Source organism: Rhodococcus sp. (in: high G+C Gram-positive bacteria), assembly GCF_049299235.1.
Classification (GTDB): Bacteria; Actinomycetota; Actinomycetes; order Mycobacteriales; family Mycobacteriaceae; genus Rhodococcus.
Genome location: NZ_JBAQXC010000245.1, coordinates 1 through 15272 on the forward strand (window position 1 = coordinate 1; position 15272 = coordinate 15272).

The 15272-nt window shown below is 67.5% G+C and carries 16 protein-coding genes and 1 pseudogene; 7 read left to right on the plus strand and 10 right to left on the minus strand.

Annotation, left to right across the window (positions count from 1 at the left end; genetic code table 11):
• Positions 1-24: 24 nt before the first annotated feature.
• Both WAX14_RS14545 and WAX14_RS14550 read right to left on the minus strand, forming a co-directional pair.
• Positions 25-1248, minus strand: a complete 1224-nt coding sequence (locus WAX14_RS14545) for a globin domain-containing protein (RefSeq protein WP_422628763.1) — start codon at positions 1246-1248, stop codon at positions 25-27.
• A 51-nt stretch (positions 1249-1299) separates the two neighbouring features.
• A complete protein-coding gene (locus tag WAX14_RS14550) occupies positions 1300-1740 on the minus strand; it encodes an RrF2 family transcriptional regulator (protein ID WP_422628764.1) in 441 nt (146 codons plus the stop codon).
• Positions 1741-1921: 181 nt separating this feature from the next.
• Between WAX14_RS14550 and WAX14_RS14555 the strand changes: the two genes are divergently transcribed.
• From WAX14_RS14555 to WAX14_RS14565, 3 genes are all read left to right on the plus strand, one after another.
• Entirely contained in the window at positions 1922-2818 is an 897-nt protein-coding gene (locus WAX14_RS14555) for a universal stress protein (protein WP_422628765.1), read from the plus strand.
• 73 nt (positions 2819-2891) lie between these two features.
• The gene (locus WAX14_RS14560; RefSeq protein ID WP_422628766.1) at positions 2892-3932 is read left to right on the plus strand and encodes an LLM class F420-dependent oxidoreductase; all 1041 of its coding nucleotides are present in this window, start codon (positions 2892-2894) and stop codon (positions 3930-3932) included.
• Positions 3933-3966: 34 nt separating this feature from the next.
• Positions 3967-4869 (plus strand): universal stress protein, encoded by a 903-nt coding sequence (locus WAX14_RS14565; RefSeq protein ID WP_422628767.1) that lies wholly within the window; start codon positions 3967-3969, stop codon positions 4867-4869.
• 91 nt (positions 4870-4960) lie between these two features.
• Here WAX14_RS14565 and WAX14_RS14570 read toward each other — a convergent pair whose 3' ends face one another.
• From WAX14_RS14570 to WAX14_RS14580, 3 genes are read right to left on the minus strand one after another with little or no spacing between them, the layout of a single operon-like run.
• Positions 4961-5212, minus strand: a complete 252-nt coding sequence (locus WAX14_RS14570) for a hypothetical protein (RefSeq protein WP_422628768.1) — start codon at positions 5210-5212, stop codon at positions 4961-4963.
• Positions 5209-6156 (minus strand): acyl-ACP desaturase, encoded by a 948-nt coding sequence (locus tag WAX14_RS14575; RefSeq protein WP_422628769.1) that lies wholly within the window; start codon positions 6154-6156, stop codon positions 5209-5211. Before WAX14_RS14575 ends, WAX14_RS14570 begins: the two co-directional genes overlap by 4 nt.
• Positions 6157-6180: 24 nt before the next feature.
• Positions 6181-7104 carry a nitroreductase family protein gene (locus WAX14_RS14580; protein ID WP_422628770.1) on the minus strand — a complete coding sequence of 308 codons (924 nt, stop codon included), beginning with the start codon at positions 7102-7104 and terminating at the stop codon, positions 6181-6183.
• Positions 7105-7289: 185 nt separating this feature from the next.
• Here WAX14_RS14580 and WAX14_RS14585 point away from each other — a divergent pair, with 185 nt between their 5' ends.
• On the plus strand, positions 7290-7937 hold the full coding sequence (locus tag WAX14_RS14585) for a response regulator transcription factor (protein WP_422628771.1): 648 nt from the start codon (positions 7290-7292) through the stop codon (positions 7935-7937).
• A 30-nt stretch (positions 7938-7967) separates the two neighbouring features.
• On the opposite strand, the gene WAX14_RS14590 is transcribed toward WAX14_RS14585, so the two are convergent.
• From WAX14_RS14590 to WAX14_RS14600, 3 genes are read right to left on the minus strand one after another with little or no spacing between them, the layout of a single operon-like run.
• The gene (locus WAX14_RS14590; protein ID WP_422628772.1) at positions 7968-9626 is read right to left on the minus strand and encodes a GAF domain-containing sensor histidine kinase; all 1659 of its coding nucleotides are present in this window, start codon (positions 9624-9626) and stop codon (positions 7968-7970) included.
• On the minus strand, positions 9623-10267 hold the full coding sequence (locus WAX14_RS14595; protein WP_422628773.1) for an alpha/beta family hydrolase: 645 nt from the start codon (positions 10265-10267) through the stop codon (positions 9623-9625). The genes WAX14_RS14590 and WAX14_RS14595 overlap by 4 nt, the downstream gene beginning before the upstream one ends.
• 49 nt (positions 10268-10316) lie before the next feature.
• Entirely contained in the window at positions 10317-11384 is a 1068-nt protein-coding gene (locus WAX14_RS14600; protein ID WP_422628774.1) for a tellurite resistance/C4-dicarboxylate transporter family protein, read from the minus strand.
• A gap of 100 nt (positions 11385-11484) precedes the next feature.
• Here WAX14_RS14600 and WAX14_RS14605 point away from each other — a divergent pair, with 100 nt between their 5' ends.
• The 3 genes from WAX14_RS14605 to WAX14_RS14615 are packed head-to-tail and all read left to right on the plus strand — an operon-like array spanning position 11485 to position 13126.
• Positions 11485-12279: a thymidylate synthase gene (locus WAX14_RS14605; RefSeq protein WP_422628778.1), complete on the plus strand. Its 795-nt coding sequence runs from the start codon at positions 11485-11487 to the stop codon at positions 12277-12279.
• Entirely contained in the window at positions 12276-12767 is a 492-nt protein-coding gene (locus WAX14_RS14610; RefSeq protein ID WP_422628775.1) for a dihydrofolate reductase, read from the plus strand. Before WAX14_RS14605 ends, WAX14_RS14610 begins: the two co-directional genes overlap by 4 nt.
• Positions 12768-12799: 32 nt before the next feature.
• A complete protein-coding gene (locus WAX14_RS14615) occupies positions 12800-13126 on the plus strand; it encodes a cupin domain-containing protein (protein ID WP_422628776.1) in 327 nt (108 codons plus the stop codon).
• 50 nt (positions 13127-13176) lie between these two features.
• Here WAX14_RS14615 and WAX14_RS14620 read toward each other — a convergent pair whose 3' ends face one another.
• Positions 13177-14703, minus strand: a complete 1527-nt coding sequence (locus WAX14_RS14620; protein WP_422628777.1) for a carboxylesterase/lipase family protein — start codon at positions 14701-14703, stop codon at positions 13177-13179.
• A gap of 24 nt (positions 14704-14727) precedes the next feature.
• Positions 14728-15272, minus strand: a pseudogene (locus WAX14_RS14625) (hypothetical protein); the annotation flags it as partial.

Sequence of the window (15272 nt, forward strand, 5' to 3'; positions counted from 1 at the left end):
CCCACGGCCGCTATCGGTCGACCGTCAGGACGCGGGTGTCCAGCTGTCGGGGCCGAAGACCTCGTAGTGGATGTTCTCGGCAGGCACGTTGCGTTCGATCAGGGCTTCGCGCATCGACAGCATGAACGGCAGGGGGCCGCACAGGTATGCCTGGGTGTCGGGTTCGAGCGGCAGGTCGGTCAGTTCCGCGCGACCGAGCCGGACGGTCGCCAGCGGCTGGCGGGCACCGAGATCCTCGTACCAGCGGTGCACCTCGGCGCCGGGGATGCGTTCGACGAGCGTGGCCAGCTCCTGGCGGTGTGCGTGGTTTGCCGCGGAGCGGTCTGCGTGCAGAACCGAGATCCGCCGGGAGTCACCGGTTTCCGCGAGGTGCGAGAGCATACCGATCATCGGCGTGCAGCCGATGCCTGCCGACGCGAGGAACAGTGGCGCGTCGTTCTCGGCGAGGATCAGGTCGCCGAACGGCGTGGTCACCTGCAGTTCGTCGCCCTCGAAGACGTTTTCGAACAGGTAGTTCGAGACCTCGCCGGCGGGGACGACGGTGCCGTCCGCGGCGGGCTGGGCGAGCACCCGCTTGACGGTGATGCGCCAGTCCCCCTGTGACGGCGCACTCGACAGGCTGTACTGACGAATCTGGCGGGCACCGTCGGCGAGCTTGACGCCGACCGAAAGGTATTGGCCGGCGCGGAAACCGGGGAGGGGGGCGCCGTCGAGCGAGGTGAGGACGAAGGAGACGGTGTCCGCGGACTGGTGGACGCGATCGCCGACGCGGACGGTGCGCCACACATCGCCGACCGCGACGCCGGCGGACTTGTAGAGATCGTCTTCGAGCTTGATCAGGGTGTTGGCCATCAGCCAGTACAGCTCGTCCCAGGCGGCCGCTACTTCGGGAGTGACTGCCTCGCCGAGGATTTCGACGATGGCCTCGAAGAGGTGCTTGTGGACGATCCAGTACTCGTCGGGCTTGATGCCGAGCGATGCGTGCTTGTGGGCGATGCGGGACAGAATCGCCTCGACGGCGGCGGGATCGGGATTGAGCTGCAGGGTCGCGAATGCTGCGATGGAGCCCGCGAGTGCCTTCTGCTGCTCACCTTGCTTCTGGTTGCCGCGGTTGAACAGGTCGCGCTCGAGTTCGGGGTGTGCGGCGAACATTTTCTTGTAGAACAAGGGGGTGATGTCCCCGATGGCAGCACCGACGGCGGGCAGGGTTGCCTGGATGACTTCCTTGGATTCGGGGGAGAGCGGCATCGTGGGCTCCGTTCTGGTAGAGAGATTCGCGGTAGGTCTGGTCGGACGTTGTCAGACGGCCGGGCGGGTCAGCTTCAGCAGTACGGGCTGTCGTTGTGCTGTCGCGAGATCCGTGATGGTGACCGAGTCGAGTGTGGTGTAGAACGCCTCCTGGGCATCGCGCAAGGCTTTGCGCAGGCTGCATCCGGACCGCAACGGGCACGGTTTCCCCCCCTCGCAGTCGACGACCTCGTCGTCGCCTTCGAGTTGCCGTGCCAGCCATCCGATGGAGGCGGTTCGGCCGAGTTCGGTGATGGTCAGGCCACCGCCGCGGCCGCGGCGGGTGGTGACGACTCCGAGCTCGCTCAGGCGGGCAACCACTTTGGTGGTGTGTGCATAGGACAAGTTCAATTGCTCGGCAACGAGTTTCGTGCTGGGCAGGGTGTCCGCCGCGGTGGCTGCCAGGTGCATGACAACCCTCAGTCCGAGATCGGTGAACTGAGTGAGTTGCATGAACACAGACTAGATAATTTGCATCCAAGATGACAATTTAATGTGATCCAAATCGCACAGTCGGGCAACCTCGAATTCCATCGTGCCGCACCCGGTCAGCCGCCACCAGAGAAGTCCGTACCCGATCCTGCCGGGCAGAAAGTCCGTACCCGCGGGCAGTCGGGCAGGATAGCCTCGGATCGTGACTCTCTCCGAAGGACATGATCAGGTGGTGGTGGGCGTCGACGGGTCGCCCGCGTCGGCATCGGCAGTGCGGTGGGCGGCCGCGACGGCGGCGGGTCGGAGGCGTCCGCTCCGAATTGTGCATGTCATCGACTTCTCGCCGACCGGTTACTCCGGCGCGCCCTACGTCGAATCCGCGAAGGTCTTCGAGTGGGCGGAAGAAGACGGGCGAATTCTTCTGTCCGACGCCCTCGCCGCCGCACGCGCGATCGCGTCGGACCTGGAGATCGAGTGCACGCTCGTTCCCGCCGGCGGATCGCGCTGGTTCGTCGAAGAATCCCGTCGGGCCCGCATGATAGTGCTCGGCGCATCCGGAAGCGGCCGGATCGGCGAAGCACTGCTGGGCTCGACGCCGGTCGTCGTCGCCAGCCACGGGCACTGCCCGGTCGTCGTCGTGCGCGGTGACTCGTTCGATGCGACCGCACCCGTCGTCGTCGGTGTGGACGGCAGTGCGGTCAGTGATCGCGCCGTCGCCGTTGCATTCGCCGAAGCAGCACAGCGCAAGGTCGCACTTGTCGCAGTTCATGCGTGGAGCGACGTCAAGGTAGGCACCTTCTCCGGGACCGACCGCGCCGAACTCGTCGAACCCGAGGCATTCGAGCAGAGCGAGCAGGTGTTGCTCGCCGAACGACTGAGTGGGTACTGCGAGCAGTATCCCGACGTGGTCGTGCATCGAGAGATATACCTCGACGGGCCGCGCGTGCACCTCCAGGCATGGAGCGAGAAGGCACAACTCGTCGTCGTCGGTAGTCGCGGACGCGGCGGGTTCACCGGCCTGCTGCTCGGCTCCACCAGCAACGGTCTGATCCGGGACGCGCACTGCCCGGTGATGGTGGTGCGTCCCGAGTCCGTGTGAGCCGCGGACGGTAGGGTTCGGGTGCACGGAATCGACGAGTGCCCTGCCGGGCGCCTCAGGATTGGGGAGATGCATGCGCATCGGAATGGGATTGAACTACAGCGGCGGTTTCGCCGAGACCGCTGCCGAGGTCGCCGATCTGGAACGAGCCGGCCTCGACATCGTCTTCGTTCCGGAGGCGTACTCGTTCGACGCGGTCAGTCAGATCGGCTATCTCGCCGCGAAAACCACCCGGCTCGAACTGGCATCCGGCATATTCCAGATCTACACCCGCACCCCGAGTCTCACGGCGATGACCGCCGCCGGGCTCGATTTCGTCTCCGACGGTCGCTTCGTCATGGGCCTCGGCGCCTCCGGCCCCCAGGTCATCGAGGGCTTCCACGGCGTCCCCTACGATGCGCCACTCGGCCGCACCCGCGAGATCGTCGACATCTGCCGGCAGGTGTGGCGCCGGGAGAAGGTTCAGCACCAGGGCAAGTACTACCAGATTCCGCTGCCCGCCGAGCGCGGCACCGGCCTCGGGAAGCCGCTCAAGATCATCAACCAGCCGGTGCGCGAACGCATCCCGATCGTCATCGCGTCGCTCGGCCCGAAGAATGTCGCGATGACCGCCGAGATCGCCGAGGGCTGGGAGCCGATCTTCTACCACCCGGAGCGGGCCGCCGACGTGTGGGGCGACGCCCTCGCCGCGGGCAAGGCCAAGCGCGATCCGTCACTCGGCGACCTGCAGATCTATGCGACGCCGACGCTGGCCATCGGCGACGACGTCGATCACATGCTCGAATGGGTCAAACCGCATCTCGCGCTGTACATCGGCGGCATGGGCGCCAAGGGCAAGAACTTCTACAACGACCTCGCCGTCCGCTACGGCTACGCGACGGAAGCCGAAACCATCCAGGACCTCTACCTGGCAGGCAAGAAGCAGGAAGCGGCCGCCGCCGTACCCGACGAATTGGTACGCGCCGTCTCGCTCATCGGCCCGGAGGGCTATGTTCGCGAACGCGTCGCCGCATTCGCCGAATCGGGTGTCACCACCTTGTCGGTGAGCCCACTCGCCGCCGACGGCCCCGGCCGTATCCGACTGATCGAGCAACTCCGAGCGATCTGCGACTGACACGCGTCGCGTCAACACCGAGAAGAGGACACAGATGAGCGACCCCAAACCGATCGTCGTGGCCGTCGACGGATCGGACGCGGCAGCCGCCGCGGTGATCTGGGCGGCACGGTCCGCCGCAGCCCGCGCGCTGCCGTTGCACATCGTCACCGTCGTGCACGTGCCGTCGTTCTACTACTCCGAGCCCTACCTGGCGCAGAGCTTCCACCAGGAAATGAAGGACACCGCCCGCGCGCGGCTCGACAACGCGGCCGTCCTGGCGCGGCAGACCGCGGAGGAGACCGGCCCCCTCACGGTGACCACCGGTCACCTCGAAGGGAAGGTCGCTCAGACGCTCGTCGAGTTGTCCGCTCGCGCCACCCAACTCGTCCTCGGATCGCGTGGACTCGGCGAGGTGAAGGGGCTGCTCATCGGATCGGTGACGCTCGCGGTCGCGGCGCACTCGCATGCGCCGGTCGCGGTGGTCCGCGGACGTACCCTCGACGGCGCGCCGCCCGCCGAAGGACCCGTCGTCGTCGGTGTCGACGGCTCCGAATCCTGTGAGCCCGCCGTCGAAGCCGCCTTCGAGGAAGCCGCCGCACGCGGGGCGACCCTCGTCGCCGTCAATGTGTGGAGCGATGTCAGCGTGCAGCCGTCGCTCGGCGCGGTGCCCGAGGATCCGCAGTGGAGCACCATCCAGACCGGAGAAGAAGTGGTGCTCGCCGAACGCCTCGCCGGGTTCCGGGAACGCTATCCCGACGTGGTGGTGGAACGAGTGGTCGCGCGGGACCGCCCGGTGCGAGTCCTGAGCGAATATGCCGAAACCGCACAGCTTCTCGTCGTCGGTACCCGCGGTCGCGGGGGGTTCAAGGGCCTGCTGCTCGGGTCGACCAGCAACGCGCTGATCCAGACGGCGGATTGCCCGGTGCTGGTGGTGCGCCCGCACGACGCACCGTGACGCGGTGACGATCCGGTCCCACCGCCCGACCGGCGGTGGGACCGGATCGTGTGTCGCCACGGAACTTCGGGTGCGCGCCCCGTCTCGGCCGCTACCCGAACTCGTCGAGCCCCCGCTCCCGCAGTTGCGCCCACACGTCCGCGGGGTGCACCCCGCGACGGATCGCGTCGTTCTCGATGAGAACCCCCAACATCATCGACGTCAGATAGGCGATGTCCTCGGCATGCTCGGACTCGTATCGGGTGCGTAGCCAACCGGAGATGTTCTGCTGCTTGGCGGTTCGTGCCATCTCGAGGACCGAGCGAAACAACTCGTCGGTCGGTTCCACGGTGGGGGTGCTCATGTGGTGACCTCCTGGCCACGTCGAGCCTGCCGGGCGAGTGCGCGATCGCGGGATTCCTCGAACCGCACCGCCTGCGCCTCCAGATCGACCAGGAAGGCGTCGAGTTGCTCACGCAAATTTTCGCCCCGCGCACCGAAGTCGGTGCGTTCGAAGATCCGCCACTTGCGCAGCACCGGCTGCACGACCTCGTCGAGGTGCTGGCGCAGATCGTAGATCCCGCCCTTGGCGATCAACACCGCATTGCGCCGGAAGCCCGCCATCGTCGCGCCGGGCATCTGAAAGTTGGTGAGCACCCGCACGACCGCGTGCAAGGCCTGATCGGGGGCGATGTCCAACGCACCCTCGACGATGTTGCGATAGAACATCATGTGCAAATTCTCGTCGGCGGCCACGCGAGCGAGCATCCGGTCCGCGATCGGATCGCCGCAGGCCTTACCGGTGTTGCGGTGCGAGACGCGGGTGGCCAGTTCTTGAAAGGTCACATACGACACGGAATCGAGCATCGAGGTGGCGCCGGGCGCGAACCCGTTCGTCATGTGCTCCATCCGGGCGTTCTCGAGGGCCACGGGGTCGACGCCGCGGGTGACCACGAGGTAGTCCCGCATGACGATGGAATGCTTGTTCTCCTCAGCGGTCCACCGCCCCACCCAGGTGCCCCATGCCCCGTCGAATCCGAAGTGCTCGGCGATCTCACGGTGATAGGACGGAAGGTTGTCCTCGGTGAGCAGATTGGTGATCATCGCGGCCTTCGCGGTGTCGCTGAGCGCGGATTGCTCCGGATCCCAGTCGACGCCACCGAGCGCCGCGAAGTTGCGGCCGTCGTCCCACGGAACGTAATCGTGGGGGTGCCAGTCCTTCGTCATCGACAGGTGCCGGTTCACGTTGTCCTCGGCCACCGGCTCGAGTTCGCGAAGCAGCTGAATATCCGTGAGTTCTTTTGTCACAATGATAATCTCCCTGAATTAATGTCAGTATCCGATGCGCATGATCAATTGGGGCAGTCCGGGTAACACGAGTCGGTCGGCGAACCGCGCCGCGGAGTCCTCGACGCGGAGCGGATGGGTGAGGACCGACGCCGAGAGTCGCGCGTCGACCGCAGCCAGCCAGGCCCGTTCGGTGGCGATTCCGACGCGGATCAAATCGAGTGGTTCGGCGGTGTCGGTGTAGAACACCAGTACCGATTCCCGGTCGATCGCCTCGGCGAGTGTGGTGCTGTTGGGGATGCCGGTGGTGACCAACGCCTTGCCTGCCGGGCCGCCCAGGTCGAGCCCGGCATCCCAGTCGGTGACGACTTCCGTGATGCCCTCGGGCTGCCAATGCGACGTCCACGAGAACATTTCGCGCTGGTAGTGCGGATTACGGCGAACCTCCTCCGCCGAATAGGTCAGTGCCTCGGCGAGTGCCGGCGCCTCGTCGGACGCCAGCAAGCGCACCTGCACGCCGGGCACCTCGTCGACCGCGGCCATCACGTCCGCGATGGTCTCGTCCGCCACGGGAATCTGCGCGAACGATTCGCGGTGACTGCGACGATGCGAGATCGCCGCGTAGTACCGCAGGTCGGAACCCGACGGAGGATGGACCTCCACGGCAGCCACCCGAGCGACCATCTCGGGTCGTTCGGCGTCCGGCAACAGCGTCGTGCGGGTGCGCCAGCCCAGCACCCGAATGCCGAGTTCGAGATTGGCCAGTGCGGTGCCGCACGAGATCAGCCGGTCCGGTCGCAACGGATCGAGGCCCGGGCCGGCGAACTCGAGCCGTTCGTCGAGTTCCGCGGTACGACCCGGCAGGCGCAGATTCCAGGGTTGCGTGTCGTGGATGGACGGAGCCTCGATGACCGCGCGGGCGATGATCTCGGTGTCGCTGGTGGTCCAGGTGTCGGGCGGGACGGCCATGTCGATCCCCTCGTCTCGTCGGTCACCTCTCGCAGGTCACAGGATGTTTCCATGAGGATCACCCGGAATCGGTGCTTCGCGCAGCGGGCGAAGGTCCCGAAACCGTCGTCGAACGGCCCGACGTCGGTACGGTTCGAGGGAACTGGAACGATGGACCCGAATCGTGCGAAATGAAAGGTGCTCCGATGCCCCGCGTGTTTCTCGTCGACGATCACGAAATCGTCCGGCGTGGTCTGGTCGATCTGTTGAGCAGCGTGCCGGACTTCACCGTCGTCGGTGAAGCGGCGTCGGTGGGTGAGGCGCTGGCTCGCGTCCCGGGCAGCGGCGCCGAGGTCGCGGTGCTCGATGTGCGACTGCCCGACGGCAACGGTGTCGAACTGTGCCGCGAACTGCGCGCGCGCATGCCGGAGTTGCGCGCCCTGATGCTCACGTCCTATTCCGACGACGAGGCGCTCTTCGACGCGATCATGGCCGGCGCGTCGGGGTTCGTGCTCAAGCAGATCCTCGGCACGGATCTGGTGTCGGCGATCCGGACGGTCGGGGAAGGCGGCTCGCTGCTCGACAGCCGCGCCACCGCAGCGCTCATGGATCGCATCCGAGCATCCCGCACCGCCGATCCGCTGGCCGAACTGTCCGAGCAGGAACGCGCCGTTTTCGAGCTGATCGGTGAGGGCCTGACCAACCGGGAGATCGCCGAACGACTGTTCTTGGCGGAGAAGACGATCAAGAACTACGTCTCGCGGCTGTTGTCGAAGCTGGGCATGCAGCGACGCACCCAGGCCGCGGTGCTGGCAACGGAACTACGCAACGAGCGTGGCCGCGGGCACGCGTAGGAGGCCACCCGGTCCGGGCATCGGCTCCGGTCAGAGCGGCACCGTCCACACCACGCGGGTGCCGCCGTCCGGTCCCGGTCCGACGGTGCACAGACCGGCGCACTGCTCGGCGCGGCGCTCCAGATTTGCCAGCCCACTGCGATGCGTGGTCGCGGGCAAACCCGTTCCGTTGTCGGCGATCTCGATGGAGAACGTGTCGTCGGCGGTGACCGCGATGGTGATCTGGTCGGACTGGGAATGCCTCAGCGCGTTGCTCAGTCCTTCCCGCAACACCGCCTCGGCATGCGGATGGATCCGATGCGGGACGAGCGTGTCGATCGGCCCGACGAACTGCACGTTCGGGGCTACCGCCGAATGGATGCTCAAATCGCCGACCACATCGAGAAGCCGGCGGCGCAGACTTGTCGACGCCGCGGCGCCCGTGGTGTGCAGATCGAAGATCGTGGTGCGGATTTCGCGTACCGTCCGGTCCAGTTGTTCGACAGCGCGCTGGACGACCTCGGTGACGCGGACGGGATCCGCCCCGGGGACCATGGCGCTCTGCAGGCTCATCCCGGTCGCGAACAGACGCTGAATCACGTTGTCGTGCAGATCTTGTGCGATCCGGTCACGATCGGCGAGGACATCGAGCAGTCGCTTCTTGCGTTGCTGTTCGGCGAACTCGAGCGCCACCGCAGCGAGATTCGCCATCGACTCGAGGAGCGCGACATCTCCGCTGTCCCACGGATCGCTGTCGGGAGCGCGCGTCACGATCAGCACCCCCGTGACGGTGGAGGTCGCCGACAACGGCAGCACCACCGCACGGCCCACCGCGCCCGCGCCGGCCGACGGCAATCCGTCCAGAGTGTCGGTGAGTATCGTGCGCCGAGACCGGAGAGCGTCCAGCACCGGCGAATCGGTGAGATCGATCCGGACCTGACCGGTCGTCGGCGCCGCGGGTTCCGCGGCCCGCACATTGCCGTGTGAACCGTCGACGACGACGACGAAGGCGCCCGCACCGCGCGTGAGGTCGCGCACCTGGCGGGTGAGCAGACCGAGTGTCTCGTCGACCGACCCGCCGACGAGCAGGCGCGCGTTGATCGCGGCCATCGCCGCGAGCCAGCGTTCCCGAGTGAGTGACCCTTCGAACAGTCGGGCGTTGTCGACGGCCATGCCTGCGGAGGTCGCGAGGACTTTCAGGATGACTTCGTCTTCCTCGGTGAACGCGGGCGCGCCCAGCTTCTCGGTCAGGTAGATGCTGCCGAACACCTTGCCGCGGATCATGATCGGAGTACCGAGGAAGCTCTTCATCGGTGGATGATTCGGCGGGAATCCGATCGATGCCGGGTGTGTCGACAGATCGGCCAGCCGCACCGGCCTGGGATCGTTGATGAGCAATCCGAGGATGCCGCGGCCCTCCGGCAGGTGTCCCATCACCGCACGCTGCGAAGGATTGATGCCCTCGTGCACGAATTCCGACAGGCCACCGTCGGCGGCGCGGACACCGAGTGCCCCGTAGCGGGCGTCGAGCAACGATACCGCGGTCTGCACGATGCGCTGCAGCATCGAGTCGAGTTCGAGACCCGATCCCACCACGAGGACGGCCTCGATCAGTCCGCGCAACGTCGCCGGGTTGGTGCCGGTGTCGTCGAGTCGGCTGCGCAACTCGGCCAGCAGGCTGTCGAGGGCAGACTCGGTCGCGTTGCTCATGGTGCACCTTCCAGCAGTTCCGTCACGGCGGCGAATGTCGCGTCCGACGGATCGATCTTCGCGCGGCTCAGGTCGTGGCCGGCGGCAGGCACGTCGACGAGGGTGGTCGCCGCCGGGATCAGCGCGGCGGCTTCGCGCAGTTCGTCGGCGCTGCCGAACGGGTCGCGGGCGCCGTGGACGAACACCGTGGGCACCTCGATGTTCGGCAGATGCTCGGTGCGGGTCTTCTCGGGCTTCCCCGGCGGATGCAGCGGGTACGACAGCAGGACCAGCGCATCGGCGATGTGCGGCCGTTCCGCGACGAGCATCGAGGTTTGCCTGCCGCCGTAGGAGACACCGCCGATCAGGAGCGGGCCGCCGGTGAGTGCGCGCAGGGTCGCGGCAGCGGCGGCGACGCCGGCACGGTCCTCGCCTGCCCGCGACGGCTGTGGCGGGCCCTTCGGGTTGCGTCGCCGGAACGGCAGGTCGTACCGCAACGCGAGGAACCCGTGTTCGGCGAAACGGTGGCAGATGCGCTGCAGGATCGCGGCGTCGCTGGCGCTACCCGCGCCGTGGGTCAACGCGAGAGCGCCACACGGCGGTCCGTCGGGACGATGCAGGCTGCCGTGCACCGCCTCGGTGTCCACCGGTTCGACGCTCACACCCGATACGGTAGCCGCCCGGAGTCGGACGATCGGCCGGTGAGGTGGATCAGCCGGGGCCGGTGGCGCCGGCGTCGTGGTGCTCGCCGCGCAGAACTCTGGTCCAGATTCGATGCAGCATCGCCGCGAACACCAGCAACCACGCGGCGACCGCAACCCACAGTTCGACGGCGCCGACCATGCCGACGAGGGGCAGTTCGTCGGCGCGGCCGAGGTAGATCCCGGCGACCGCGTACATGCCGAGCGGGAACACGATCGACCACAGGGACGAGTCGTAGCTCAGCGGAACCTTGTGAACGCGGTGGCGCCACCAACCCGCCGCGATCAGGGGCGGGAACAACCATGTCGCGAACGCCCAGATCACGACGGCAAGGCCGGCGATGAGGCCGCGGGTGGCGTCGACCATGGGCGCGTCGGCCATCTCGACGATGCGGGCCCCTGCGACGACGGTGATCGAGCACGCGCCCATCGACACCCAGTAGGGGGCCGTGAGGTCGGTGGGTCGCAGCGGATATTGCAACATCCGCGCCGCGACGAAGATGCCGGCCGCGGCATACAGGAACAGGCCGACACCCCAGGTGAACACGGCCACCGCCGCCAGCAGTCCCGCGAACTTGTCGTACACCGGTTGGAGGGTCGCCGCGGCGATCGCGACGGATTCGCTGGCGACCACCCAGATGAACCACGTGCCGTTGGCCTTCGCGAGCACCGGACGTTCCGCGGTGCCGAGCACCGCCGTCCACGGAATGACGTAGCCGAGCACCAGCCAGGTCAGGGCGGCGACGATCAGCAGCACCGCGGCGGTGGAATGTCTGCCTTCGATGATCAGGCGGATACCGAGAACGTTGCTGCCGGCGATGAAGGTGAAGAACCCGAACGCGCGACCCGAATCGGCGAGATCGGCGCGCATGTCGTCCCGGAATTCGATCAGACGCCACACCGACAGCGCCATGAGCACTACGTATCCGACGGCCGCGACGGCCAGCAGCACCGCCGACTCCACGAACCGGCCCTTCAGATGCAGCCCGATCGACACGATGCCGCTGCCCATGACGAACGCGAAGTATCCGGGGGACAGCGTTCGGACCGCGTCACGAAGCCGAGTCGAGAGGTCCACTCGGAGAACGCTACGTCAAGCCGCCCGTGTGCCTTTTGGGCCCCTCCCGCAGCCCAAAGGGCACACGGGTGGCGAAGCCGCCTAAACTGCTGGCGTGACTGTGCCGACTCCCTACGAAGACCTGTTGCGCCTCGTTCTCGAGACCGGTACCCCGAAGGCAGACCGCACCGGTACCGGAACGCGCAGTCTGTTCGGTCACCAGATGCGTTTCGATCTCGCCCGGGGATTTCCGCTGATCACCACGAAGAAGGTGCACCTCAAGTCCATCGTGTACGAGCTGCTGTGGTTCCTGCGCGGCGACTCGAACGTCGCGTGGCTGCACGAGCACGGCGTGAGCATCTGGGATGAATGGGCCGATGCAGAGGGTGAACTCGGGCCGGTCTACGGCGTGCAATGGCGATCCTGGCCGACACCGGACGGCGAGCACATCGACCAGATCAGCCGGGTACTCGACACGATCCGCACCAACCCGGATTCGCGACGCATGATCGTCTCCGCGTGGAATGTCGCGGACCTCGACGACATGGCACTGATGCCGTGCCACGCGTTCTTCCAGTTCTACGTCGCAGACGGCAAGCTCAGCTGCCAGCTCTACCAGCGCAGCGCCGACCTGTTCCTCGGCGTGCCGTTCAACATCGCCAGCTACGCGCTGCTCACCCACATGGTCGCCCAGCAGACCGGCCTCGAGGTGGGCGAGTTCATCTGGACCGGCGGCGACTGCCACATCTACGACAACCACATCGACCAGGTCACCGAGCAACTCGGCCGCGACGCGTACGCATACCCGTCGTTGACGTTGAACCGGCGCGATTCGCTGTTCGACTACGCATTCGAGGACATCGAGATCGTCGGCTACCGGCATCATCCCGCGATCACAGCGCCGGTGGCGGTGTGACCGGGTCGCTCACCCTGATCTGGGCGCAGGCGCGCGGCGGCGTCATCGGGCAGGCCGGGACGATTCCGTGGCACATCCCGGAGGACATGGCGTTCTTCAAAGAGGTGACCTTCGGGCGGCCCGTCGTCATGGGGCGGCTCACCTGGGATTCGTTACCCCCGAAGTTCCGGCCGCTACCGGGACGTCGCAACATCGTCGTCACCCGCAACCCACGCTGGGCCGCCTTCGGCGCCGAGGTCGCGGGTAGCCTCGACGACGCAGTGCGTCTGGCAGCGGGCACCGACACAGTCGTGATGGGCGGCGGACAGATCTACGCGCAGGCCATGCCCCACGCGACCCGGCTGGTTGTCACCGAAGTCGACCTCGACGTCGACGGTGACGCTCTGGCTCCTCCGATCGGACCCGAATGGGCCGCCGTGGAACCGGGCGAATGGCAACAGTCCCGCACCGGCATCCGGTTTCGCTGGGTCGTGTACACGCGAACCTGACATCCTGTCCCACGGTGCGCCATACTGCGAGCATGGACAAGCTCTCGCTCACCGCCATGGCCCGACAGCAGCTCAAAATCGCGGCAACATCGAGCAACGGCCGCAGCTCACAGACCGTGCTCGGTGGTCACACCAAGCACCTCCGGCAGACGGTGATCGCACTGCTCGCCGGGCACGAACTCGGCGAGCACGACAGCCCCGGTGAGGCGACACTCCAGGTGCTGAGCGGCCAGTTGTCCCTGATCGCGGGGGAGCAGTCGTGGAAGGGCTCGGCCGGGGATTTCCTCGTGATCCCCCCGACCCGGCACAGTGTGTCCGCTCTCGAGGACGTCGCGTTCCTGCTGACCGTCGCGAAGTGAGCCGGCCCTGATCTTTAGTGCTGCCCTGATCTTTAGTGCTGCCCTGATCTTTAGTGCTGCACCGAGGTGGGAGCGTGGTATCCGGCGTAGCCGTCCCACGCGAGACGGCGCTCCCGCCTCGGATCGTGTTCGACCCGTGTCGGCACGTCGAAGATCACGGTCGCCCGCGACCGCTCGTCGTACTGCGGCCACGACGGCAACGGCTCACCGTGGTGCGCGAAGTGCAGCCAGTGCCGCTGCACGGTGTCGCTGACCAATCGCAGACCACGACGACCGCCGAGCGCCGTGTACGCGCGGCCGAGGGGTGTGTCCGCCTGGTCGAACACCGAGAGGAGCTCCGCCGCGTGCGTCGCGTCGAATCCGGTCACCCGCGCCATGCGCGGCGCGTAGTCGAAGCGGTAACCGTAGGCGGCGGCGAACCGGGAATGCGCCTGGGCGATCTGCACGGACGGATACCAGAACGTGAGGTCGCCGCCGATGTCGACGGCGGCGCGTTCGACCGGGTAGCCGGGGTAGGCGGCGACGACGCGGTCGCGGGCAGCACGATCGGTGAGCGAGAACATCAGCTCGATGCGTGCAGGGTCGGTGGGTAGTCCGTCCAGGAAACGAGGGAACAGCGCGCCCTCCCGGTCATTGGTGCCGATGATCAGCGGAACCCGGTGTGCTGCACCGGTTTCGTAGGCGGTGAGCGGGGATTCCGGTAGGAAGTCGCCGTCGACGACCGGGCCGAACGGGTGCAGACCGGGCGTTGCGCGCAGGATTTCGGCGGCGAGCCGGTTACCGGCCCGCCCCAACTCGGCGGGCGTGGCCGCGTCGAGTGCGGTCGCCGCAGTATCGTCGTCGGCGCCGAGCAGTTCGACGAATCGCGTGGCCCACCCGGCGGCACGGGGCGCATCGACGACCAGGTTCGGCGGGGAACTCTGCGCGATCGCCCGCGCGAACAGGCCGCGCGCGACGGGCGTCGTCATCAGCGTGGTGACCGCGTTGGCGCCGGCCGATTCGCCGAACACGGTCACGCGGTCGGGGTCGCCGCCGAACTCGCCGATGTTGCGCTGCACCCAGGTGAGAGCCGCGACCTGGTCTCGTAGTCCGAGGTTCGTATCGAACCGGCGTCCCGGTGTCGAGAGCGTCGAGAAGTCCAGGTAGCCGAGGCTGCCGAGCCGGTAGTTGAGCGACACGTAGATCACATCGCCGCGGTGCACCAGCGACTTCCCGCCGTAGATCGCCAACGCACTCGTGCCGAGGGTGTAAGCGCCACCGTGCACGAATACCATCACCGGACGCGGCGTCGCCGACCGGGTGGCGGGCGCGAGGACGTTGAGGGTCAGGCAGTCCTCGCTGATCGTCACGCGGTCCCGGCTGCCGGTGAAAGCGCCTTTCGGGGCCTGACATGCGGCATGGCCGAACCGGGTGGCGTCGAACACGCCGGTCCACGGCCGCACCGGTTGGGGTGCCCGCAACCGCAGTGGGCCCACCGGCGGTGCCGCGTACGGGATGCCCCGCCACGAGAGGAGGTCGCCGACGCGGCTGCCGCGGACCGTGCCGTCGGCGAGTGTGACGAGGGCCTCGGACGTCATGGGGCAACTGTACGTGACGCGGCGTCACCAGTACCGCGTCTGCAGTCCGCGGGCGGCGAGTTCGGCGTCGGCGTGAGCGCGCAGCGTCGCCGAGTCCGGGAACCGGTCGGCGTCGAGTGCGACGAGTGCGAGCGTGTACCGGTCGCCGAGCGAACACAGATAGGCGGACAACCGCGTCGACGTGGTTGCCCGCGCGGTGGGCAGACCCGGGTGCATCGCCCGCGCCGCGAAACCGGTGGTGCGGTGCGGCCCGAACGACGCGAGGCCGTCCGGGATCGCGCCGACGTTGGAACACAACACATCTCGCTCGCCCGCGCCGGCGGCGAGCCGGGCGGCCAGACGGTCGGGTACCAACTGGAGGATTTCGTCGGGAATGTGGTGCGGTGCGCCCTCGCGGGGCTGCCGGTACGCCGCGCGGGCGGATTCGCGGATCTGTGCCGGGGTGTCGGCCGCGCCGACCACCACCTCGGTGGTCGTCACGCCGTTTGCGGCACTGCCGGTGTCAGCACTGCCGGTGTCGGCACTGCCGGTGTCGGCGCTGCCGGGCACGGCGCCGACCGGGACGGAGA

Bases quoted from the DNA above. Each gene is read 5' to 3' on its own strand.
- WAX14_RS14580 (WP_422628770.1), bottom strand. From the start codon at position 7,104: ATGGCCGTCCCGCCCGACACCTGGACCACCAGCGACACCGAGATCATC.
- WAX14_RS14570 (WP_422628768.1), bottom strand. From the start codon at position 5,212: ATGAGCACCCCCACCGTGGAACCGACCGACGAGTTGTTTCGCTCGGTC.
- WAX14_RS14560 (WP_422628766.1), top strand. From the start codon at position 2,892: ATGCGCATCGGAATGGGATTGAACTACAGCGGCGGTTTCGCCGAGACC.
- WAX14_RS14585 (WP_422628771.1), top strand. From the start codon at position 7,290: ATGCCCCGCGTGTTTCTCGTCGACGATCACGAAATCGTCCGGCGTGGT.
- WAX14_RS14615 (WP_422628776.1), top strand. From the start codon at position 12,800: ATGGACAAGCTCTCGCTCACCGCCATGGCCCGACAGCAGCTCAAAATC.
- WAX14_RS14545 (WP_422628763.1), bottom strand. From the start codon at position 1,248: ATGCCGCTCTCCCCCGAATCCAAGGAAGTCATCCAGGCAACCCTGCCC.
- WAX14_RS14590 (WP_422628772.1), bottom strand. From the start codon at position 9,626: ATGAGCAACGCGACCGAGTCTGCCCTCGACAGCCTGCTGGCCGAGTTG.
- WAX14_RS14620 (WP_422628777.1), bottom strand. From the start codon at position 14,703: ATGACGTCCGAGGCCCTCGTCACACTCGCCGACGGCACGGTCCGCGGC.
- WAX14_RS14565 (WP_422628767.1), top strand. From the start codon at position 3,967: ATGAGCGACCCCAAACCGATCGTCGTGGCCGTCGACGGATCGGACGCG.
- WAX14_RS14550 (WP_422628764.1), bottom strand. From the start codon at position 1,740: ATGCAACTCACTCAGTTCACCGATCTCGGACTGAGGGTTGTCATGCAC.